This is a genomic window from uncultured Subdoligranulum sp. (assembly GCF_963931595.1).
In the GTDB taxonomy this organism is placed as follows: Bacteria; Bacillota; Clostridia; order Oscillospirales; family Ruminococcaceae; genus Gemmiger.
This window is the reverse complement of sequence record NZ_OZ007030.1, coordinates 2,017,912-2,039,739: the sequence shown is the minus strand read 5'-3', so window position 1 is coordinate 2,039,739 and position 21,828 is coordinate 2,017,912. Positions and strand designations below refer to the sequence as shown.

General features: G+C 55.8%; 21 protein-coding genes and 2 pseudogenes. 22 read left to right on the top strand and 1 reads right to left on the bottom strand.

Annotation, left to right across the window (positions count from 1 at the left end; translation table 11 throughout):
* Positions 1-2: 2 nt before the first annotated feature.
* Positions 3-605, bottom strand: coding sequence for a 5'-deoxynucleotidase (yfbR, locus tag ABGT73_RS09890; protein ID WP_346669551.1), 603 nt, complete (start codon positions 603-605; stop codon positions 3-5).
* Positions 606-699: 94 nt separating this feature from the next.
* Here yfbR and ABGT73_RS09885 point away from each other — a divergent pair, with 94 nt between their 5' ends.
* The 22 genes and pseudogenes from ABGT73_RS09885 to ABGT73_RS09780 form a co-directional block, all read left to right on the top strand.
* The gene (locus ABGT73_RS09885) at positions 700-3,063 is read left to right on the top strand and encodes a YfhO family protein (protein ID WP_346669550.1); all 2,364 of its coding nucleotides are present in this window, start codon (positions 700-702) and stop codon (positions 3,061-3,063) included.
* Positions 3,047-5,215: a Tex family protein gene (locus ABGT73_RS09880; protein WP_346669549.1), complete on the top strand. Its 2,169-nt coding sequence runs from the start codon at positions 3,047-3,049 to the stop codon at positions 5,213-5,215. Before ABGT73_RS09885 ends, ABGT73_RS09880 begins: the two co-directional genes overlap by 17 nt.
* Before the next feature lie 428 nt (positions 5,216-5,643).
* A complete protein-coding gene (locus ABGT73_RS09875) occupies positions 5,644-5,865 on the top strand; it encodes a hypothetical protein (RefSeq protein ID WP_346669548.1) in 222 nt (73 codons plus the stop codon).
* 334 nt (positions 5,866-6,199) lie between these two features.
* Entirely contained in the window at positions 6,200-6,631 is a 432-nt protein-coding gene (gene rplM, locus ABGT73_RS09870; protein ID WP_040917399.1) for a 50S ribosomal protein L13, read from the top strand.
* Between the two features lie 19 nt (positions 6,632-6,650).
* Positions 6,651-7,049, top strand: coding sequence for a 30S ribosomal protein S9 (gene rpsI / locus ABGT73_RS09865; protein WP_346669547.1), 399 nt, complete (start codon positions 6,651-6,653; stop codon positions 7,047-7,049).
* Between the two features lie 443 nt (positions 7,050-7,492).
* Positions 7,493-8,314, top strand: a complete 822-nt coding sequence (locus ABGT73_RS09860; RefSeq protein ID WP_002576359.1) for a ParA family protein — start codon at positions 7,493-7,495, stop codon at positions 8,312-8,314.
* Entirely contained in the window at positions 8,271-9,197 is a 927-nt protein-coding gene (locus ABGT73_RS09855; protein WP_002576358.1) for a ParB/RepB/Spo0J family partition protein, read from the top strand. Before ABGT73_RS09860 ends, ABGT73_RS09855 begins: the two co-directional genes overlap by 44 nt.
* A gap of 12 nt (positions 9,198-9,209) precedes the next feature.
* Complete coding sequence (locus ABGT73_RS09850; protein ID WP_002576357.1) at positions 9,210-9,485, top strand: DUF5720 family protein; 276 nt, start codon at positions 9,210-9,212, stop codon at positions 9,483-9,485.
* A 27-nt stretch (positions 9,486-9,512) separates the two neighbouring features.
* Positions 9,513-9,704: a hypothetical protein gene (locus tag ABGT73_RS09845; protein ID WP_002576356.1), complete on the top strand. Its 192-nt coding sequence runs from the start codon at positions 9,513-9,515 to the stop codon at positions 9,702-9,704.
* Between the two features lie 69 nt (positions 9,705-9,773).
* Positions 9,774-10,667 (top strand): DUF6017 domain-containing protein, encoded by an 894-nt coding sequence (locus ABGT73_RS09840; RefSeq protein ID WP_002576355.1) that lies wholly within the window; start codon positions 9,774-9,776, stop codon positions 10,665-10,667.
* Positions 10,668-10,715: 48 nt separating this feature from the next.
* Positions 10,716-11,078 carry a hypothetical protein gene (locus ABGT73_RS09835; RefSeq protein WP_002578791.1) on the top strand — a complete coding sequence of 121 codons (363 nt, stop codon included), beginning with the start codon at positions 10,716-10,718 and terminating at the stop codon, positions 11,076-11,078.
* Positions 11,071-11,382: a DUF5720 family protein gene (locus ABGT73_RS09830; RefSeq protein WP_002576353.1), complete on the top strand. Its 312-nt coding sequence runs from the start codon at positions 11,071-11,073 to the stop codon at positions 11,380-11,382. Before ABGT73_RS09835 ends, ABGT73_RS09830 begins: the two co-directional genes overlap by 8 nt.
* A gap of 101 nt (positions 11,383-11,483) precedes the next feature.
* Positions 11,484-11,984: a PcfB family protein gene (locus ABGT73_RS09825; RefSeq protein ID WP_002576352.1), complete on the top strand. Its 501-nt coding sequence runs from the start codon at positions 11,484-11,486 to the stop codon at positions 11,982-11,984.
* A 2-nt stretch (positions 11,985-11,986) separates the two neighbouring features.
* A pseudogene (locus tag ABGT73_RS09820) lies at positions 11,987-12,289 on the top strand (type IV secretory system conjugative DNA transfer family protein); the annotation flags it as partial.
* A gap of 31 nt (positions 12,290-12,320) precedes the next feature.
* A complete protein-coding gene (locus tag ABGT73_RS09815) occupies positions 12,321-14,195 on the top strand; it encodes a recombinase family protein (protein WP_038286029.1) in 1,875 nt (624 codons plus the stop codon).
* Between the two features lie 78 nt (positions 14,196-14,273).
* Positions 14,274-14,465 (top strand): transposon-encoded TnpW family protein, encoded by a 192-nt coding sequence (locus ABGT73_RS09810; RefSeq protein ID WP_002592869.1) that lies wholly within the window; start codon positions 14,274-14,276, stop codon positions 14,463-14,465.
* Positions 14,466-14,599: 134 nt separating this feature from the next.
* Positions 14,600-14,896, top strand: a complete 297-nt coding sequence (locus ABGT73_RS09805; protein ID WP_002592868.1) for a hypothetical protein — start codon at positions 14,600-14,602, stop codon at positions 14,894-14,896.
* 185 nt (positions 14,897-15,081) lie between these two features.
* Positions 15,082-15,915 (top strand): methyltransferase domain-containing protein, encoded by an 834-nt coding sequence (locus ABGT73_RS09800; RefSeq protein ID WP_002584969.1) that lies wholly within the window; start codon positions 15,082-15,084, stop codon positions 15,913-15,915.
* A 131-nt stretch (positions 15,916-16,046) separates the two neighbouring features.
* Positions 16,047-16,343, top strand: a complete 297-nt coding sequence (locus ABGT73_RS09795) for a DUF3847 domain-containing protein (RefSeq protein ID WP_002592867.1) — start codon at positions 16,047-16,049, stop codon at positions 16,341-16,343.
* A gap of 240 nt (positions 16,344-16,583) precedes the next feature.
* Complete coding sequence (gene mobQ / locus ABGT73_RS09790; RefSeq protein ID WP_346670325.1) at positions 16,584-18,086, top strand: MobQ family relaxase; 1,503 nt, start codon at positions 16,584-16,586, stop codon at positions 18,084-18,086.
* 15 nt (positions 18,087-18,101) lie between these two features.
* Entirely contained in the window at positions 18,102-20,003 is a 1,902-nt protein-coding gene (locus ABGT73_RS09785) for an AAA family ATPase (RefSeq protein ID WP_346669546.1), read from the top strand.
* Positions 20,004-20,097: 94 nt separating this feature from the next.
* Positions 20,098-21,630: pseudogene (locus ABGT73_RS09780) on the top strand (type IV secretory system conjugative DNA transfer family protein); the annotation flags it as partial.
* Positions 21,631-21,828: the final 198 nt, after the last annotated feature.

Here is a 21,828-nt window from a genome sequence, read left to right as displayed (position 1 = left end):
GCTCAGAACCGGCCCCGGGTTAGCTCGTCCAGGTTCTGGGCGTAGCAGGGCAGCATGTGCTGGATGAAATACTCTGCCTCGGGGCAGTCCATGGCATGCAGGGCGGTTAGCTGCTGTTCCCGCGCCGCCTCAAATTCATGGTTGCCGCCCTGGCTCTCCTCGATGCATTTGATGAGGGCGGACAGCCGGTCGGCGGCTTTGAGCACCTTTTGCTCGGCGTCGTTGAGCACTGTCCCCGTCAGATAGGCCTCGGTCTCGGCCCGCAACTCCTCGGGCTGCAGGCTGGCCATCACCCGGGCACTCTCCCGCTCCACCGCCTTGTAGGCGTTGCGCAGGGCAGCGTTCTTGTATTTCACCGGGGTGGGCATGTCGCCGGTCAGGATCTCCGGCGCGTCGTGGTAGAGCGCCGCCGTGGCCACCATCTCGGGGCGCAGGGCCGCACCGGTGCCGGTGCACTTTTTGGCGATCAGACAGAGCATATGGGCCAGCAGGGCCGTGTCGGCGGTGTGCTCGCTCAGGCTCTCGGGACGGCCGTTGCGCATCAGGCTCCAGCGGGTGATGTACTTCATGCGCCCCAAAAGGGCACTCAGCGGGTAGGTTTTCATCTTTACGCGACCTTTCCTGTGTGTTAGAATCAGTATACCACGATTTTACCACAAACACAGTACATTGATTGGGATTGTTTCCCGGGTTCTGGCCATGCAGCTTACACTTCCAAAACAAAAATCCCGCTACCGGCAGGTCTTTGCGCTCTGCTTCCTGGTGGCGGCGGCCCTTTTCCTGCCCCACTGCATCGCCGACGCGGTGTGGGGCGGCGGGTACTTCCATTATGCCGGCGACTTCAACGACCAGCAGATCAACTTTTACCAGTATGCCAACGCCTTTGTGAAGCAGGGCGGCAGCTTCAGCTGGGCCACCGACCTGGGCAGCGGCTTTGTCAACGCCTATTCCTTTTATTTGTTGGGCAGTCCCTTCTTCTGGTTGAGCCTCTGGGTGCCCGCCCGGCTCATGCCCTGGATGATGGTACCGCTGCTCTGCCTGAAAATGGCCCTGGCGGGGGGCGGCGGCTATCTCTGGGCCCGACGCTGGGTGCGCAGCCCGGACTGGAGCGTGGTGGCGGGGTGTCTGTATGCCTTCTCGGGCTTTACGGTCTATAACATCTTCTTCAACCACTTTCTCGACGTGGTGGCGCTGTTCCCCTACATGCTGGCGGCGCTGGACGACGCTGTGCTGGACGGCAAGCGGGGGCCCTTTCCCTTCTGGGTGGCTCTGAACCTGGTCAATAACTATTTCTTCTTCGCCGGGCAGGCGGTCTTCCTCATTCTCTACTTCCTCTGCATGCTGGCCTGCCGGGTGTACAAGATCGGCCCCCGCAGCTTTGCCGCCCTGGCCGGGGAGACCCTGCTGGGCTGCGCCATAGGCTGTGTGCTGCTGCTCCCGGCGGGACTTTCGCTGCTCCAGAATCCCCGCACCATCGACCCCTACAACGGGTACGGATATCTGGTCTACGGCAACGCCCAGCAGTACGGGGCCATTCTCTACAGCGGCTTCCTCATGCCCGACGCCCCCTATTTCAAGGATCTGTTTCAGGACGGCATCCTCAAACACACCAGCATGACGGCCTATCTGCCGCTGGTGGGCCTGGTGGGCGGCATTGCCTTCTGCCGGGGACGCCGCCGCCATCCCTTTGCCTGGCTGCTGAAAATCTGCATCCTCTGCGCCTTTGTGCCGGTGCTCAACAGCGCCTTCTATGCCCTCAATTCCAGCTACTATGCCCGATGGTACTACATGCCGGTGCTGGTGCTCTGCGGGGCCACTGCCTACCTGATGGAGCGGCCCCAGCTGGCCCAGCGGCAGGTGCCCCGGGCCTGGCGGCTGGTGGCGCTGGTCACCCTCAGCGCCGCGGCCTTTGCCGTGGTGCCCAACACCGATGACGACGGCAACTTCAAACTGGGCGTGGTGGATTTCCAGCCCCGGTTCTGGGGCATTTTCGGGGTCAGCGTGCTGGGCGTGCTGCTTTTCTGGGTGCTGTGGAAACTGGCCGCCCGCCGCCGGGACTGGGCAAAAGTCTTCCTGGCGGGGATGCTGGCTTTCAGTTTCCTGTATGGCACGGTGCATCTGTCGCTGACCAAGTACCCGCAGTGGGGGACCGACTCCAACCTCATTGCCGAGACCTACGATTCCGTCGGCGAGATCGACGAGATACTGCCGGAGGATGGCTTCTACCGGCTGGATGCCTACGGCGCCCACAACAACCTGGGCCTGTGGTTTGACCGCAGCTGCCTGCAGTTCTTCAACTCCACGGTGGCGCCCAGCATCATGGAATTCTACCCCGAGGTGGGTGTCACCCGGGACGTGAACTCCAAACCGGCGGCCCAGAACTACGCCCTGCGGGGGCTGCTCAGCGTGCGGTACACGCTGGTGGCCAAGGACAAGGCCGACGACTGGGCCGATGAAAACTTGGAGGGCTGGACGCTCTGCGCCCATACCTCGGCCTATGACATCTACCAAAACGAAAACTGGGTGCCCATGGGTTTCACCTACCGGTACTACGTCACGGCGGACCAGCTGGAGACGGTGCCGGAGGAGGAGCGCGCCCAGATTCTCATGCGGGCGCTGCTGCTGGACGACGACCAGATTGAGCGCTACGCCGGGCTGCTGGAGCCGCTGCCCGAGGAGGAGCTGGCGGACCGCAGCTATGAGACCTACGCCCGGGACTGCGCCGACCGCCGTGCCGGGGCAGTGGAACAGTTTACGGCGACCCGCACCGGGTTCACCGCCCACACCAGCTACGAGGACCAGCAGCTGGTCTTCTTCAGTGCGCCCTGCGACGACGGCTTCACCGCCACCGTCAACGGGGAACCTGCCGCCATTGAGCGGGTGGACAAGGGCCTGATGGCCGTGCTGGTCCCGGCGGGAAACGCCGACATTGAATGTACCTACCACACACCGGGACTGGCGCTGTCGGCCCGGATCAGCCTGGCCGGGCTGGCGGTCTATGGGGTGTATCTGGTGGTTTTGTATCAAAGAAGAAAGAGGAAACGGAATGCCGAATCATGCTGAACAACTGGCCGCAGAACTGAACCTGAGCGTCAAGAACGTGCAGGGGGCCATCGACCTGATCGACCAGGGCAACACGATCCCCTTCATTGCCCGCTACCGCAAGGAGGCCACCGGCTCGATGGACGACCAGGTGCTGCGCAATCTGGGCGACCGCCTGGAGTACCTGCGGGGGCTGGACAAGCGCAAGGAGGAGGTCACCGCCTCCATCACCGAGCAGGGGGCCATGACGCCGGAACTGACGGCGGCGCTGGCCAAGGCCAAAACGCTGGCCGAGGTGGAGGACCTCTATCGCCCCTATAAACCCAAGCGCAAGACCCGGGCCAGCATTGCCAAGGCCCGGGGCCTGCAGCCGCTGGCCGATGCCATCCTGAAGCAGGATGCCTCTCTGGATCCCCAGGCGGCCGCCGCGGATTATCTCAATGAGGAAGTCCCCGACGCAGAGGCTGCCCTGGCCGGCGCCCGGGACATTATCGCGGAAAAGATCTCCGACGACGCGGCCTGCCGCGCCGAACTGCGCCGGTATTACCGGGCTTTCGGCCGGATCGCCAGCACCAAGGCCAAGGAGGAGGACAGCGTCTACGCCCAGTATTACGACTATTCGGAGCCCATCGCCAAAATCCCGGGCCACCGGGTGCTGGCCCTCGACCGTGGCGAGCGGGAAGGCTTCCTGAAGGTCAGCATCGAGGTGGACAGTGAACGTGCCGGTGCCATCGTGGCCTGGATGTTCGCCCGCAAAAAGACGGGCGGCGCCAGTGCGGCGGTGGTGGAGGAGGCGGCGCTGGACGCCTACAGCCGTCTGATCCATCCCAGCCTTTCCAACGAGCTTCGGAACGAACTGTCCGAGACGGCGGCCGAGGGGGCTATCAAGGTCTTTGGCGACAACCTGCGTCAGCTGCTGCTCCAGCCGCCCATCCGGGGCAAGACGGTGATGGGGCTGGACCCCGGCTACCGTATGGGCTGCAAAGTGGCGGTGGTGGACCCCACCGGCAAGGTGCTGGACACCAACGTGGTCTACCCGGTGCCGGAGTTCAAGCGGGTGGACCAGGCCAAGCGCATTATAAAGGAAATGGTGCGCAAAAATGGCGTGGAGGTCATGGCCATCGGCAACGGCACGGCGGGCCACGAAACCGAGGAGTTTGCAGCGACGGTCATCCGGGAGCTGGCCGAGGAGGAAGGCCGGCATCTGCAGTATATGGTGGTCAGCGAAGCGGGGGCCTCGGTGTATTCGGCCAGCAAGCTGGCGGCCGAGGAATTCCCCCAGTTTGATGTGAACCTGCGCAGTGCGGTGTCCATTGCACGACGCCTGCAGGACCCCCTGGCCGAACTGGTGAAGATCGATCCCAAGGCGGTGGGCGTGGGCCAGTACCAGCACGACATGCCCCAGAAGCGCCTCAACGAGACACTGGACGGCGTGGTGGAGGACTGCGTCAACAGTGTGGGCGTGGACCTGAACACGGCCAGCGCGCCGCTGCTCCGCCGTGTGGCGGGCGTCACCGCCGCCACCGCCAAGAACATTGTGGCCTGGCGGGAGGAGGAGGGAGCCTTTACCTCCCGCGCCCAGCTGAAAAAGGTGAAGGGGCTGGGCCCCAAGGCCTATGAGCAGTGCGCCGGCTTCCTGCGGCTGCCCGAGGCAAAGAACCGTCTGGACGCCACTGCTGTCCACCCCGAAAGCTACGCGGCGGCCAAGGCGCTGCTGGAGGCCTGCGGCTACACCACGGCACAGATCGGCACCGACAAACTGTCAGCGTTGCCGGCAGCCGTCAAGGCGAAGGGGGAGAAGAACCTCTGTGAAACGCTGGGCATCGGCGCGCCCACGCTGCACGATATCGTCTCGGAACTCTGCAAGCCGGGCCGCGATGTGCGCGACAGCCTGCCCAAGCCGCTGCTGCGCAGCGATGTCATGAGCCTGGAGGACCTGAAGCCGGGCATGGAACTCACCGGCACGGTGCGCAACGTCATCGACTTCGGCGCCTTTGTGGACCTGGGCGTGCACCAGGATGGTCTGGTGCATATTTCCCAGATCAGCAACCGGTTCATCAAACATCCCCGGGAAGTGCTCAAGGTGGGGGATATCGTCCGGGTCAAGGTGTTGTCTGTGGATATTGCCAAAAAGCGGATCGCGCTGACCATGAAGGGGCTGCAGGGCGAGTAAAAAAGACATGGAAACTCCTGAAATATGTGCTTTTGTTGCATTCGCTCATGAATAATCTGTGAATTTCGTATCGAAATAATCTTGAAAATTTGCAGAAAACGCAAAAATCAATCTAAAAACATAAATTATTCTTTCTGAAAACAAAAATAAAATGAAAGAACACCTGTTATTATTCAAAAAATTGAGCAAACTCCACAAATCCCAAAAATGCAGATTTGGCCCTTTTGTGCAGGAAATGGAAAAAACGGGCTTTGTGCATTTAGCACAAACAAAGCGGGAATAATTGTGCTATAATGCCCAACGAAGGGACGAGAAAACAGGACATGGTGGTCCAGCTCGTTCCGGTTGCAGACCGTGCGGCAGGCATTCCGTGAATGCGCCGCGGTAAGGTTGGTCTGCAGAGGGAAAATGTCTGGAGGTCATTTACTATGGTGAAACAAGTCAAGGTTTCCAATTTTACTGAGGTCAAGGGAATCGTGTCTGCTGCCGCCAAATGCTATAACCCGGTCGGCGTGCATGACATGAAGGGCAGCATTGCCGATGCCAAGAGCATCCTGGGAATGATGAGCCTGGACTACAGCCAGCCCGTGAAGATCGTCTGCGACGACGAGCGCGACCTGCGCCGCGTTGTGAGCGCTATCAAACAGTAATTTCGGAAATCCAATCCAACGGATCCCGGCCCGCCGGTGCAGCATGGTCTGCCCGGCGGGCCGGGCTTTTTTGTGTCGGTGCAGCGCCATTCGCAGGGAACGGAAGAAGAAAAATAGAAAATTAGAAAACAGAAGAATTCGAGAGAAAACAAGAAAATTCAAGAGCTACACAGGAATAGATTGAAATTCTTCGCGAAAATCGTTGACTTACGGGGTGCATTCTGCTATAATCACACTTGCGCGAAAAAGCGCCGCGGGCCGCTTCCTGGTCCGGCGCTGTAAGATACCGTTTCTTGGAAACGGACGTGTTACTATTTCAATGGAGGTCCCTATTATGAGCACGACTCTCGCTAAGCCCGCTGAAATGGCTGACCGCAAGTGGTATGTGATCGACGCCGCCGGCAAACCCCTCGGCCGCGTTGCTGCCAAGGCTGCTGTCATCCTGCGCGGCAAGAACAAGCCCACTTTCACCCCCAACGTTGATTGTGGCGATCATGTCATCATCATCAACTGCGACGAAGCTGTCCTGACCGGCAAGAAGCTGGAGAAGAAGTTCCATCGCACCCATTCCGGCTGGATCGGCGGCCTGAAGGAGACCCAGTACAAGACCCTGATGGCGGAAGCCAGCGACAAGGCTATGACCTACGCCGTCAAGGGCATGGTTCCCAGCAACACCCTGGGCGCCAAGGCCATGACCCGCCTGCACTGCTACAAGGCTGCTGACCATTCCCATGCGGCACAGAAGCCCGAAGCCGTTGAGTTTTGAGTTGAGGAGGCAATAGAAGATGTACGAGACGAAACCTTATTTCTACGGCACCGGCCGTCGTAAGCATTCCGTTGCCCGCGTGCGTGTCTACAATGGCACCGGCAAGATGACCATCAACGGCCGTGACATCAACGATTACTTTGGTCTGGAGACCCTGAAGCTCCTGGTCAACAGCCCGCTGGTCCTCACCGAGACCGAGGGCAAGTTCGACGTGGTCGTCAACGTGGTTGGCGGCGGCTGCTCCGGCCAGGCCGGCGCCATCCGCCATGGCCTGTCCCGCGCCCTGCTGCAGTTCAACCCCGAGCTGCGCACCGTGCTGAAGAAGGCTGGCTTCCTGACCCGCGATCCTCGTATGAAGGAACGTAAGAAATACGGCCTCAAGGCTGCTCGTCGCGCGCCGCAGTTCAGCAAGCGCTAAACTTTATCAAAAGTGGTCAAAAACCCCGGAACTACGCGGTTTCCGGGGTTTTTCCTTTTCAAATGGTTTGACGCAATTTGACAGAACGAAGCCTCTTTTAACCCGTTTTCTATGGGTTAAATGGTGGACAACCACCCCAAAAAGAGGGCTTATGGGTTAAAAAATAGGACAACCGAGACGCGATTTTGGGATGCCAAGGGGATGTTTATTTATACATCTCCAAGAGACCTTTTTCGTGAAAACGGTTTGTCTGAATTTGACCTAATTTGAACAAAAGAGAATAAATCTAATCGCCAAGCGCTCAGTATTTTCTACTGGGCGCTTTTTGCGTTTCCGGGGAATTTCATTCCGGGATAAGAAAAGGCCGTCACTTTCAATTTTTGAAGTGGCGGCTTTTTCTATTTCCAGAAGCCATAGAACAATTCAGAAATGAGGTGAAGTCATTGAACACGCAAATCATCGCCATCGCCAACCAGAAAGGCGGCGTTGGCAAGACAACCACCTGCGCGAACCTGGGGATTGGGCTGGCGCAGGCCGGAAAGAAAGTGCTGCTGATCGACGGGGACCCGCAAGGCAGCCTGACCATCAGCCTGGGCCACCCCCAGCCGGACAAGCTGCCCTTTACCCTGTCCGACGCGATGGGCCGTATCCTGATGGACGAGCCGCTGCGCCCCGGCGAGGGTATCCTGCACCACCCGGAGGGCGTTGACCTGATGCCCGCAGACATCCAGCTCTCCGGCATGGAGGTCTCCCTGGTGAACGCCATGAGCCGAGAGACCATCCTGCGGCAGTATCTGGACACGCTCAAGGGACAGTATTCCCATATCCTGATTGACTGCCAGCCATCCCTGGGTATGCTCACGGTCAACGCCCTGGCCGCCGCCAACAGGGTCATAATCCCCGTTCAGGCGGAGTACCTGCCCGCCAAGGGCCTGGAACAGCTGCTCCAGACCGTAAACAAGGTGAAGCGGCAGATCAACCCCAAGCTCCAGATCGACGGCATATTGCTGACGATGGTGGACAACCGCACCAACTTCGCCAAGGAGATTGCCGCCCTGCTGCGGGAGACCTATGGCAGCAAAATCAAGGTGTTCGGCACCGAGATTCCCCATTCTGTCCGGGCAAAGGAGATCAGCGCCGAGGGCAAAAGCATTTTTGCCCATGACCCTAATGGCAAGGTGGCCGAGGGCTATAAGAATCTGACCAAGGAGGTGATAAAACTTGAAAAGCAGCGCGAAAAAAGTAGAGCTGGCTCCATACGATGATTTGTTTTCCACCGAGGAAAGCCGCCAGGATGCCAAGCTGGAGAAGATACAGGAAATTCCGCTGTCTGAGCTGCACCCATTTAAGGGGCATCCCTTCAAAGTCAAGGATGACGAGGCCATGATGGAGACCGCCGACAGCGTTCGGCAGTATGGTGTTCTGGTTCCGGCGATCGCCCGCCCGGACCCGGAGGGCGGCTATGAGCTGGTTGCCGGTCACAGGCGGCACCGGGCCAGTGAGCTGGCCGAGAAAGAAACCATGCCTGTCATTGTCCGAGACCTGGACGATGATGCTGCCACTATCATCATGGTGGACAGCAACTTACAACGTGAAAGCCTGCTCCCCAGCGAAAGGGCCTTTGCTTACAAGATGAAGCTGGAGGCTATGAAACACCAAGGCGCACGGGGGGACTTAACTTCGTCCCAACTTGGGACGAAGTTGCGTGCAGATGAATTGTTGGCGCAGCAGGCTGGTTCGAGTAGGAACCAGGTGCAGCGCTATATCCGCCTGACGGAGCTGATTCCCGAACTGCTGGATATGGTCGATGAAAAGAAAATCGCCCTCAATCCGGCTTATGAGCTGTCCTTTCTCAAAAAAGAAGAACAGCGGGATTTGCTGGACGCGATGGACAGCGAACAGGCTACCCCCTCTCTCTCCCAGGCTCAGCGACTCAAGAAATACAGCCAGGAGGGACATCTGACCCTCGATATGATGCGCGTCATCATGGGTGAGGAAAAGAAAAGTGATCTCGACAAAGTGACTTTCACCTCCGACACCCTGCGGAAGTATTTCCCCAAAAGCTATACGCCCCAGCGGATGCAGGAAACCATTATCAAACTGCTGGAGGCGTGGCAGAAGAAGCGCCAGAGAGACCAGGAACGATGAAAGGAGCCGCCTATGAGGGATATTTCAGCCCGTGAGCTGAAAGGACACAATATCTTGGCCGTAGAGCGTTTTCAGGACAGCACCCGCTGGATGATCGAGTTTTCCGTTCAGCGCCCTTGTTCCTACGGCTGCCCCGGCGATGATATGCGGCTGTTTCTTACGGAGGACGGGTATCAGGCCGCCCTCGTAAGCCAGAAGCGTCGGGAAATCAAAATCAAGCGGTATGCCCGTGTGATCGAGGGCCATGTGCTCGACTTCAAACCGGACAAGCGCCGCCGCCACCCGTAAACTCATTATCACTACGAAAGGAAAGGAATGAATATGTGTACTGTCCAGAGCATCAAAGATGCCATCCGGGAAAGTTGCCAGTCCCAGTATGATATGGAATCCACCGACATTGACCGGGTTTTGCAGACCCTCCCGTTTTCGGAGCATGAGCCGATGTTCAGTCATCCGCCGAAGTACAAGCGTCCTTACCGGCCCTGGCAGAACAACAAAAACAGCTGAAAGCCACAGTCTTTTTCACGAAGGATTGTGGCTTTTTTCATGCCCTAAAATTAGAAAGGAGTGAAGTCAATGGCCGTTTTTCGCATTGAACGGACCAAAGATTATACCGTGATGAGCAATCATCACCTGCGGAACCACGAACTATCCCTCAAGGCAAAGGGGCTTCTTTCCATGATGTTATCCCTGCCTGATGACTGGAACTATACTACCCGTGGACTTGCGAAAATCTGCAAGGAGGGCGTTGATGCCATCGGCAGTGCGCTGCGGGAGTTGGAAACCGCCGGTTACATCGTGCGGAACCAGCTGCGGGACCAACAAGGCCGGATCAGCGACACCGAGTATGTGATTTATGAGAAACCCCAGCCCAGGCAGCCAGAAACGCCAAGGCCGGATACGGCTGTACCAGATACGGCTTCACCAGATACGGAAAACCCGTATCTGGATAAACCGGATACGGAAAAGCCCGCAGAATTAAATATAGAGAAACCAAATACTCAAAAACAAAATACTCATGGAGCAAGTACCGATTCCATTCCCTTCCGGGAAACAGCGGCAGCACAGCTGCCGGAACGGAAAGGAAGGGATGCGATGTCTGTCTCAGAGATAGAAAATTATCGGGAATTGATTCTGGAGAACATCGAGTATGACTATCTGTGCAGAGAGTTTTCGACCTACCGTGAGGACCTGGACGAGATTGTGGAGCTGATGGTGGAGACCGTTTGTGCCAAACGTAAAACCACTCGGATCGCTGGCAGCGACTTTCCCCATGAAGTCGTGCGCTCCCGGTTCTTGAAGCTGGATAGCGAGCATATCCGATTTGTCATGGACGGTATGCAGAAAAACACCACGGAGGTCCGCAATATGAAACAGTATTTGCTTGCAGTGCTGTTCAACGCGCCCACCACGATCAGCAATCACTACACCGTACAAGTCAATCACGATATGAACACAGGCGGCTGGTAAACAGCCGCTTTTCTGTTGCCCGGCAATACCGGGAGAAAGGATTTTGTCATGAAACGACCTCTTGCCTACATTACGGCTCCCTGGAGCAACAACCAGTATGAGAACGCCGAGAACGCTGCCACCTACTGCCGCCAGGTGTACGACGCCGGGTATTCGCCCATCTGCCCGGTTCTGTTCTTGTCCACCTTCCTCAAGGACGAGATTCCCCAGGAACACAAGGACGGGCTGGATATGGTGCGAGACTATCTGCGCCGGTCCCATGTGCTGGTGGTCTGCGGCCACGGCATCGACGAGACCGTGAAGAATGACATCGCCACCGCTGAGCGCCTGCGGATCACCGCTACCACCCTGGACGGTATCCTGACTGTGAAAGGCCAGGGACGCGGGAAAGGAGGTGCGCGCCATGCCTGAGCGTAAGACCGTGGGCCAGCTGATGGAGGAAATGCGGCTCAAGGCCGGGGCGCAGAACTACCACGGCCATGAGTACATGGATTTGGAGCGGTTTGCCGAGGACACCCGGCACATGATTATCTTCGATGTGCTGACCCACGATTCGCCGGTGGGCTGGAAAGGCGAACGGACCCGCCTGTTTCTGACGGAGGCCGGATACCAGAAAAGCCTGGAGAACCAGGAAAAGGGCCACATCAAGATTCTCAGCCATGCCAAGGTGCGCCAGGGACATCTGTACTATGACCGCTCCGATCAGCTGCGTTGAAAGGAGCCTGCCATGATGAAATACCTGCTGCGGCGGCTGGTGGTCCCGCCTTAGTATCAAGCGCCACCCCTGCAAAATCCGTGGAAAGGAGGCGATGACCTATGCAGGAGGAAGTGGAAAACAGGACTTTGACGCTGGTAGTCAGCGGAACAAAGTTTACCGGGCGGCTGTTTAAGGCCGCCATCACCAAGTACCTTGCCCACCGCAAGGAAAAGAAGCTGCAAAAGCAGAAAAGCCGGGATACCCCCGTGATTCCCCACGGCAAACAGACGGTGAAGCAGCTGATCGGCCAGAATCAGGGCGTTTCCAACATCGAGATCACCGACCCCTCCATCAAGGAGTTTGAAAAGATCGCCCGGAAATACGGCGTTGACTATGCGGTGAAGAAGGACCGCAGCAGCTCCCCGCCCAAGTACCTGATCTTTTTCAAAGGCCGCGATGCGGATGCCCTGACCGCTGCCTTTACCGAGTACACCGGCAAGAAGGTCAGAAAGGCGCAGAAAACAGAGCGTCCGTCCGTGCTGGCAAAGCTGAGCCAGTTCAAAGAGCTGGTGAAACACGCCGTTGTGGACCGGAACAAGCGGAAGGAGCTGGAACGATGAAGATGAAAAAGCAACTTGACATCAAAAAGCTCCTTTTGCTGAATATGCCCTATATCCTGATGGGGCTGTTCGCAACCAACTTCGGTGAAGGATGGCGGATGGCCGTGGGTGCGGACGCTTCGGCAAAAATGCTTTCGTTCTTCTCCACGCTGCCGGTGGCGCTGGCCAGCTGGTGGCCCAGCCTGCACCCTTTGGACCTGCTGGTGGGGCTGTGCTGCGGCGCTGGCCTGCGATTGGCCGTGTATCTCAAAAGCAAGAACGCCAAGAAGTACCGGCACGGTATGGAGTATGGCAGCGCCCGCTGGAGTGCATAATCTTAAGTGTAAAGAACTCTACATGGACGCACAGGAGGATATGCACATGAATGATTACAACAAAATCACAGCCCTTTACTCCCGCCTTTCCGTAGGCGACGAGGACAGGGACGGCGGCGAAAGCAACTCCATACAGAACCAGAAGAAGTTTTTGGAAAGCTACGCCAGACAGCTAAAATTGACGAATATCCGGCACTACATTGACGACGATGAAAGCGGCAGATTTTTCGACCGCTCCGCCTACTCCCGCATGATAGAGGACGTAGAAAACGGTAAAATCGGCGTGTGTATTATGAAAGACATGACCCGCTGGGGGCGCGACTATCTCCAAGTCGGCAACGCTATGGAGATATTCAGACGGAACAATGTGCGCTTTATCGCGGTCAACAACGGGATAGACAGCGAGAAGCCCGACACATTGGAGTTTGCGCCCTTTATCAACATCATGTCGGAGTGGTACGCAAAGGACATCAGCAAGAAAGTAAAGACCGGCATTAAGACGAAGGGCATGAGTGGAAAGCCGATTGCCACCGAAGCTCTCTATGGCTATGTCAAATCCCCGGACAACAAGGATTTTTGGATAATCGACGAGGAAGCCGCCGGAGTTGTCCGTTTGATTTTTCGCCTGTTTCTGGACGGGAAAAACCGCAACCAAATCGCCGTATATCTGACGCAGGCGCAAATCCCAACGCCCACATTCTACATGAAAGAGCGCGGGCGGGGAACGTGCAAAAACAGGGCGCTCAATGAGGATAACCGTTACAAGTGGAACAAAGCCACTTTGACCCATATCCTTACACGGCAGGAGTATTGCGGCGATGTAGTCAACTTCAAGACTACAAAGCATTTCCGGGACAAGCGGAACCACTATGTAGACCGGAGCCAATGGCAGATAACCGAAAATGTGCATGAGCCGATTATTGACCGCGCCGACTTTGAAACCGCACAGCGGATTTTGGAAAACGCGCCCGTCAGACGCCCCAACGGGGACGGGGAAATCCACCCTTTGTCGGGCTTGCTTTTCTGTAAGGATTGCGGCGCAAAAATGCACATCCGCATAGATTACAGAAACGGCGGCAAGCGGCACGTTGCCTATTGCAGCGAGTACCACAAGGGAAAAGCCAAAAACCCCAAATGCCATTCCCCGCACATCATTGACGCGGACTTGCTCATGCAGACCGTCGCGGAAGTGCTGAAGAAAATCGAGGACTATTCTATCAGCAACCGGGCGGAGTTTGAAGCCTTAGTGAAAAAGAACCTTGCCATGCAGCAGACCGACCAGACCAAAAAGCAGCAGAAGCGTATCCCACAAATCACGACGCGCCTTGAACAGATCGACAAGGTGCTGAACAAGCTCTATGAGGACAACGCCCTCGGCACTATCCCGCAAGACCGCTACGAGCAAATGTCGCAGAAGTATTCAGAAGAATACTACGCATTGAAAACGGAGCTTTCCATACTCCAAGAGCAGCTATCCGCTTATGAGAACGCGGGAGGACGGGCGCAGAAGTTTTTGAAGCTGACGGAACGCCATGCCGCCTTTACTGACCTCACCCCCGCCATTCTCAACGAGTTTATCAGCAGGATTGAAGTGCATGAGCGCGACCAGAAAAGGGCGAGATACGCAATCCAGCACATCAGCATATATTTCAACTATATCGGCAGATTTGAGAACGAAGTAACGCAGCTTGCAGAGCCGACAGAGCAGGAAATCCGGCAAATGCGGGAAGAAATCGAAGAAGCCAAAAAGGAAAAGAGCCGCGCCTACCACCGGAAGTATTCAAGGGAGTACCGGGCGCGAAACCTTGAAAAGCAGCGGGAGTATGAGCGTATCAAGGCGCGGGAATACCGGGCAAGGAGAAAGGCGCAGACCGCCGCCGCACAGCCCGCACAGTAAAACAGAATAACCGACAACCAAGAGGGATTTTCCGGCTACGGGAAGTCCCTCTTTTGTGCCCGGAGAAAGGAGCTGCCTATGGCAGAACAGACCCCCGACAGTATCATCACGACGCAGAGAAACGGGCAGACTATTGTTGCGGAGTTATTTTTCAATCACAGCAGCACAGAAACATTCCGCGACAAGCTGCTCAAGACGATACTTGCCGACAGTTCGTGTTTATCTGCGTCTGACGGTCAAGAGCCGGAAAAATCGGAAATCTTGCGATAACAGCCGCCCCGACGATACATTCCACGTCCGGGCGGTTTTTATCGTCAAAAACGCCGTTTTCTCCAAGTCAAGAGCCGGAGAAAACACCCGAAAAATGCCCCTATTGCGTAACAGGGGCACAGAAAGGAGTTTGCATGAGAACAGGGCTTACCAAGCAGGAAAAGACCACCGATATTTGGTTTGACGAGAAAGACCCCCTTATCCATATCCGCACCCACAACACCGCCTTGAAAAAGCGTCTGCTTGCATACAGCCGCCGTTATCCGGCGATCTGCCAGCAGACTGACGCAGACCCGGAAACGGGCTGCATGGAGTTTGACATTGAGAAAGGCCGCTTCTCTTTCCGTCTGACCGCCCCATACAGCGAGGAACGGCGGGAAGCGGCGCGGCGGTATGCCAGAGAGAGCAACGTCGCCGACAGGCTGAAATAGAGTTGAAATGTTCATAGTTTTGTGCTATACTTTTTCTAAAAGCAGAGTAATACTGCGGAATTGATTGGAGGACAACACAATGGTTACATTTATGAGATTAAGATAAAACCGCGAGTTATGTTGCGGTTATCCGTATTGCATAACTCGCTTATTGAAGCAGAGATGTAATTACGGAGGAAAAACAAATGAATAATAATTTATCACGCTTTGCAGACAGCAAGGTTTATTTTCAATGCCCAATTTGCACAAAATCAATGGATATACAAGGCAATAGCCTAATTTGTAGACATGGACATTGCTTTGATATTTCAAGATATGGGTATGTAAATTTGTTGTTAAAATCATCGCCCAAAACCAACTACAGCAAGCGGTCTTTTGACAACCGGCACCAAATTTTGGAGTATGGCATGTATGATGTTGTGTTGGAGAAAATCATACAGTTTATTTCTGATACGCCATCTATAAGAAACATTTTAGATGTTGGTTGCGGCGAGGGTTTCTATGCAAGGCAGATACAGCAAAGAACAGAACGAAACATCTTTGCCTTTGACTTGTCAAGGGAGGCAATACAGATTGCATCAAAAAAAGACAAGCGCAAAGCAGTGAAGTGGTTTGTTACTGACTTATCAAAAATCCCTTTGAAAGACGGAAGTATGGATTGTATTTTAGACATATTTTCGCCTGCACACTACAAAGAATTTCAGCGATTGCTATCTCCTAACGGATATGTTGTGAAAGTAATTCCTACGAAAAATCATTTGAGGGAAATCAGGACTAAAGTGCAAGCACACTTGAAAAATCCAGATTATTCAAATGAGTCTGTCGTTGAATATTTTGAGAAATATCTTAAAACCATTTCAAGAGAAACGGTTTCAGCCACCGTACAGTTGTCATCAGAACAAAGAATGTCGTTTATTGAAATGACGCCGCTTCTCTTTTGCGTTGAAAAAGATTGCGTTGATTGGCGTACTCTCACACATTTGACAATCGAAGCTGATGTTTTAATAGGAATGTATTAAAGGGCGTATTGATATTTAATATTCCCATTTATTGAGCAGAACGGAGTAAACCAAACACCCTAATCAAAAGGACAGCCGAGGAAATCGACTGTCCTTTTTCTATGCCGACAGGTAGAAAGGAGTGACCACCCATGACGAAACCGAGAGAAAAAAAACGCGAGGAATTGCAAGCCGAGATTGAGGACGGGAAGAAGAAAATCCGGCAGCTTGAAAATCGGGAAAAGGTGTTGCGGCAAAAGTTATCCCAAGAGGAACGCCGGACGCGCAGCCACCGGCTGGTCGTCCGAGGCGCAGTCTTTGAGAGCATTGTGCCGGAAGCCAAGACCATGACCGATGAGGAAGCCGCCGCCTTTCTCCGGCTTGCCCTGACGAGCGAGGAAGCGCGGGCTTATCTGAAAAAACGCACCGAGGGCGGGAAAAGCGAATAATCCCTTTGGAACAAAGGGCGCACTTATACACCCTTGCGGGCGTGTGCGCTCTGCCGAGGGCGTATCTCCGCACAGGGAACTTTCCCCGCGCTCCGATATGGCGGCTTTGCCGCAACAAGGGGCTGCACCCCTTGCGCCGCTTACGCGGCTATCCCTGCACACCCACAAAAACAGTACACCCGCCGTTGGCGTCTGTACCATTTTTGCGGGTTTGGTTATCCTATCCGGGAGGTGATACCCATAGCCATTTACCATTGTAACATCGGCATTGTGAGCCGAGGAAAAGGCAAGTCAGCCGTTGCCGCAGCCGCCTATCGAAGCGGCGAGAAAATCACAAACGAGTGGGACGGAATGACCCATGACTACACCCGCAAGCGCGGCGTTGTCCATACGGAAATCCTACTGCCGCCCCATGCCCCGCCCTCTTTCTCTGACCGTTCAACCTTGTGGAACAGCGTGGAGCTTTACGAGAAAGCCGGGAACGCCCAGCTTGCCAGAGAGATTGACGCAGCACTCCCCATAGAATTATCCAGAGAGGAACAGATCCGGCTTGTCCGTGAATACTGTTCCTCTCAATTTGTTTCAAGAGGAATGTGCGTTGATTTTGCCATTCACGACACCGACAGCGGCAACCCCCATTGTCATATCATGCTTACCATGCGCCCCCTTGACGAGCGCGGCGCATGGGCGGCGAAGTCCAAAAAGGAATATGACCTTGATGAAAACGGCGAGCGTATTCGCTTGCCAAGCGGCAAATACAAGGCCCGCAAAGTTGACCTGACCGGCTGGAACGACAAGGGCAACGCGCTTTTATGGCGCAAGGCATGGGCGGATATTTCAAACGCCTACCTTGAACGCGCCGGAAGCCCGGAGCGCATCGACCACCGCAGCAACGCCGAGCGCGGCATTGACGAGCTGCCCACCGTCCACATGGGCGTGGCGGCCTGTCAAATGGAGAAGAAAGGCATAGCCACCGAGAAAGGCGAGCTGAACCGGAATATCCAAAAAGCAAACCGCCTTATCCGGGAAATCCGGGCGCAGATTGGAAAGCTCAAAGAATGGATTGGCGAACTGTTCAAGGCGCGGGAAACCGCCCCGGAGCAGCCCCCGCAATCCCCCGGCCTTGCAAATCTGCTGATGAAGTATTTAAGCGTTCAGAGAGAAAAGAGCCGGAAGTATTCGCAGAGTTGGCAAAGGCAGCACACCGCCGACGAACTGAAAACCGTTGCAAAGGCGGTCAACTATCTTTCCGAGCATGGCATTTCCACCCTTGACGAGCTGGACGCTGCCCTTTCCTCTGTCAGCGACCAAGCCGACGCTATCCGGGAGGGCATGAAAACCGCCGAGAAGCGCATGAAAGAACTGCAAAAGCTGATTGAATACGGGAAGAACTACACCGAGTACAAGCCCATTCACGACGAGCTGAAAAAGCTGAAAAACGGCTGGACGAATAAGCGCGACAAGTACGAGGAAGCCCACCGCGCCGAGCTTACCCTATGGAACGCAGCGAGCCGCTATCTCCATGCAAATCTGCCGAAAGGGACAAAGCCACCCTTGCCTATCTCTGAATGGGAAAAAGAGTACGCCACTCTCAGCGGGCAGAGAACAGCGGAATATACCAAGCTCAAAGAAACCCGCGCCGAGGTTGCCGAGCTGCACAATATCCGCAAGTGCGTTGATATTGCGCTGAAAGCCGACCAGCCGGAGCAGACCCGCACCAAGCGGCACGACTTAGAACGATGAAAGGAGTTGAGATTTTTGTACTACACCCAAGAACAGATAGACCGGGCAAACCAAGCCGACCTTGTTTCTTTCCTGCAATCACAGGGCGAGCAGCTTACCCGCGCCGGGAATGAATACCGCTGGAAACGGCATGACAGCCTGACCGTCCGGGGCAACAAGTGGTATCGCCACAGCCAGAGCAAGGGCGGCGGCCCCGTTGATTTTGTCATGGAGTTTTTCGGAAAGAGCTTCACCGAAGCCGTGGAACTTCTCACAGGGGAAAAGGGAGCCGCACCACCGCCGGACAGACCTTGCCCGGCGTCCCTATCCGACTTCCGGCTACCGCCCCCAAACAGCGACAACAGAATAGCGAGGAACTACCTCACAGCAGCCCGCCGCATTGATGAAGATGTGACGGGCTTTTTCTTTGCCCGCGGCGATATTTACGAGGACGCAGCCCACCACAACGCCGTATTTGTGGGGCGGGACGAGGACGGAATACCGCGCTACGCCCACAGCAAGGGAACGGCGGGAAACTTCCGGCTCGATGTGAAAGGCAGCGACAAAGCCTTTAATTTCTGCTACCGGGGCGAGGGCGAAAGATTGTTTGTCTTTGAAGCACCCATTGACCTGATCTCTTTCCTCTGCCTGTTCAAAAAGGCATGGCAGAAACAGAGCTATTTGTCATTGGGCGGCGTGGGAGAAAAAGCCCTGTTGCGTTTCCTCTCTGACCGTCCGAATATCAAGACCGTTTACCTCTGCCTTGACAGCGACCAAGCCGGAAACGACGCTTGCAGCCGCCTTGCGGAGCTTGTGCCGGAGGGATATACCGTCCACCGCCTTGTGCCGCTGTTTAAGGACTGGAACGAGGTATTGCAGCACCGGGCAGAAATCACAGACGGGAAGTATATCCGGGAAGCGGTTTACGGCTTGAAAGAGCCGCCGCAGGAAGAAACCGTCGAGATTATCCGCATGAGCGAGGTTGACACACAGACCGTTGAATGGTTATGGGAGCCGTATATCCCCTTTGGGAAAGTAACCATTGTGCAAGGCAACCCCGGCGAGGGCAAGACCACCTTTGCCCTACGCCTTGCCGCCGCCTGCACCACAGGGGGAACGCTGCCGGGCATGAAGCCCCTGCCGCCGTTTCAAGTGATTTACCAGACAGCCGAGGACGGGCTGGGCGATACCGTCAAGCCCCGCTTGATAGAAGCCGAAGCCGACCTTGACCGCGTTCTAGTCATTGACGAAGCCAAGCAGGAGCTTACCCTTTCCGACGAGCGCATAGAAAAGGCAATCACACAGAACGGGGCGCGGCTGATAATCCTTGACCCCATACAGGCGTATATGGGCGAAAAGACCGATATGAACAGGGCAAACGAAGTGCGCCCCATGTTCCGCCGCCTTGCCGATGTTGCCGAGCGTACCGGGTGCGCCGTTATCCTTATCGGACACTTGAATAAAGCCGCCGGAGGACAGAGCGCCTACCGGGGCTTAGGTTCTATCGACTTTCGAGCCGCCGCCCGTAGCGTCCTGCTGATCGGGCGCGTGAAGCGGGAGCCAAATGTGCGTGTTATCGTCCATGACAAATCTTCCCTGGCGCCGGAGGGCAAGCCCGTTGCCTTTTGCCTTGACCCGGAAACAGGCTTTTCATGGATAGGCGAATACGACATAACCGCCGACGAGCTGCTATCCGGCGCGGGCGGGAACACCGCCACCAAGACCGAACAAGCCGAGAAGCTGATACTTGACCTGCTTGCAGACGGGAAAGAGCTTGCCAGCGAGGACATTGTAAAGGCCGCAGCCGAAGCCGGAATATCCGAGAGGACGGTACAGAACGCCAAGCGCAACATGGGCAGCATTTTGGGCGCAAGGCGTGTCGGCGGTCAATGGTATAACTTCATCAAGAAGAAGCAGCCGCCCGAACCCGCAAGCTGAAAGTGCAAAACGCAGACCCTTTGCACTTTGCACTTTCGCACTTTCACAAGAATTTGCGTCAATAACTCAAAAAAGCACTTGACAAAACGCTTCATGGGGCACCCATGAGGACATCGCACCCTACATCGACCCGGTGTTCCAGAACAATGTGATTCTGACTAAAACCGAGAGCCTGACCATGAACAGCCGCCCCAAGGACCCCAAGACCGCCAGAAACAAAAATGTGCTGGTGATCGGTGGCTCCGGTTCCGGCAAGACCCGCTTCTGGCTGAAACCGAACCTGATGCAGATGCACAGCTCCTATGTGGTGACAGACCCAAAAGGCACCATCCTGGTGGAGTGCGGCAAAATGCTTCAGCGCGGCACACCCAAGCTGGGCAAGGACGGCAAGCCCATGAAGGATAAGCACGGCAAGGACATCTATGAGCCTTATCGGATCAAAGTCCTCAATACCATCAACTTCAAGAAGTCCATGCACTATAATCCCTTTGCCTACATCCACTCCGAAAAGGACATCTTGAAACTGGTCACGACGCTGATCGCCAACACCAAGGGCGAGGGCAAGGCCGGGGACGATTTTTGGGTTAAGGCCGAGACGCTTTTGTACTGCGCCCTCATTGGGTATATCCACTACGAGGCCCCGGTGGAGGAACAGAATTTCTCCACCCTCATCGAGTTCATCAACGCGATGGAGGTCCGGGAGGATGACGAGGAGTTCAAGAACCCCGTGGACCTGATGTTTGACGCGCTGGAGGCAGAGAAGCCCAACCACTTCGCCGTCCGTCAGTACAAAAAGTACAAGCTGGCTGCGGGCAAAACCGCAAAATCCATCCTGATTTCCTGCGGTGCGCGCCTTGCCGTGTTCGACATCGCGGAGCTGCGGGAGGTCACGGCCTACGACGAGCTGGAGCTGGATACCCTGGGAGACCGGAAAACCGCCTTGTTCTTGATTATGAGCGACACGGACGATAGCTTTAACTTCCTGATCTCCATGTGCTACACCCAGCTGTTCAATCTGCTCTGCGAAAAAGCGGACGATGTGTACGGCGGGCGGCTGCCGGTCCATGTGCGGTGCCTCATTGACGAGGCCGCCAATATTGGACAGATCCCTCGGCTGGAAAAGCTGGTTGCCACCATCCGAAGCCGTGAGATTTCCGCCTGCCTGGTGCTGCAAGCACAGTCCCAGCTCAAAGCTATCTACAAGGACAACGCCGATACCATCATCGGCAACATGGATACCTCCATCTTCCTGGGCGGCAAAGAGCCGACAACCCTCAAGGAGCTGGCCGCCGTGCTGGGCAAGGAGACCATCGACACCTACAACACCGGCGAGAGCCGGGGGCGGGAGACTTCCCACTCGCTCAACTATCAAAAATTGGGCAAGGCGCTGATGAGCCAGGATGAGCTGGCCGTTATGGACGGCGGCAAGTGCATCCTCCAGCTGCGCGGGGTGCGGCCGTTTTTGTCGGATAAGTACGACATCACCCAGCACCCCAACTACAAGTACACCGCTGACGCCGACCCGAAGAACGCCTTTGACATCGAAGGCTACCTCAAGGCCCGGCTGAAGCTCAAACCCAACCAGGTCTGCGACGTGTATGAGATCGACGCCGCAGCTGGCGAATGATGTTCCGCTGTGAAAGGAGGGGTCCTATCTACCCGCCACAACCGCCCCGAAGGGGCCATCGGCGTACAAAGCGGACGATCTCTATTAAAATAATGAAAAAAGGAGGAAGGCCGGAGTCAGCCAGCCCGGAAACCGGGCGGCGGATTGTCCGGCTTTTGTATGCCTATGAACCATGACTAAATCAAACTTTTCAAACTG